The 852-nt window shown below is 68.5% G+C and carries 1 pseudogene; it reads left to right on the forward strand.

From position 1 onward, the window contains the following. Positions 1-16: 16 nt before the first annotated feature. Positions 17-852: pseudogene (locus tag G9373_RS45455) on the forward strand (transketolase); the annotation flags it as partial.

Genomic DNA, 852 nt, shown 5'->3' on the forward strand with positions numbered 1-852 from the left:
CAGGAGACTTCTGCCCGTGTCGATCACAGACGACATCCACGTCCTCACGCAACCGGTTCACCCCGCCGACTGGACCGAACTGGACACCAAGGCCGTCGACACCATCCGGGTGCTCGCCGCGGACGCGGTGCAGAAGGTCGGCAACGGCCACCCCGGCACGGCCATGAGCCTGGCCCCCCTCGCCTACACCCTCTTCCAGCGTGTCATGCGCCACGACCCCACCGACGCCGACTGGATCGGCCGCGACCGGTTCGTGCTGTCCTGCGGGCACTCCAGCCTCACCCTCTACATCCAGCTGTACCTCGCCGGCTACGGTCTCGAACTCGACGACCTGCAGGCGCTGCGCACCTGGGGCTCGAAGACCCCCGGCCACCCCGAACACGGCCACACCCGCGGTGTCGAGATCACCACCGGGCCCCTCGGTCAGGGCCTCGCCTCCGCCGTGGGCATGGCCATGGCCGCCCGCCGCGAACGCGGCCTCTTCGACCCCGAGCCCGCCCTCGGCGACAGCCCGTTCGACCACCACATCTACGTCATCGCCTCCGACGGCGACATCGAGGAAGGCGTCACCTCCGAGGCCTCCTCCATCGCCGGCGTCCAGCAGCTCGGCAACCTCACCCTGATCTACGACGACAACAAGATCTCCATCGAGGACGACACCGCCATCGCGCTGTCCGAGGACACCGCCGCCCGCTACGAGGCGTACGGCTGGCACGTGCAGATCGTCGAGGGCGGCGAGAACGTCGTCGCCATCGAAGAGGCCCTGAACAAGGCCCGCGAGGTCACCGACAAGCCGTCGCTGATCCTGCTCCGCACCATCATCGGCTACCCCGCACCGACCAAGATGAACAC

It is taken from the genome of Rhodococcus sp. A14, assembly GCF_011603105.1.
In the GTDB taxonomy this organism is placed as follows: Bacteria; Actinomycetota; Actinomycetes; order Mycobacteriales; family Mycobacteriaceae; genus Rhodococcus_F; species Rhodococcus_F opacus.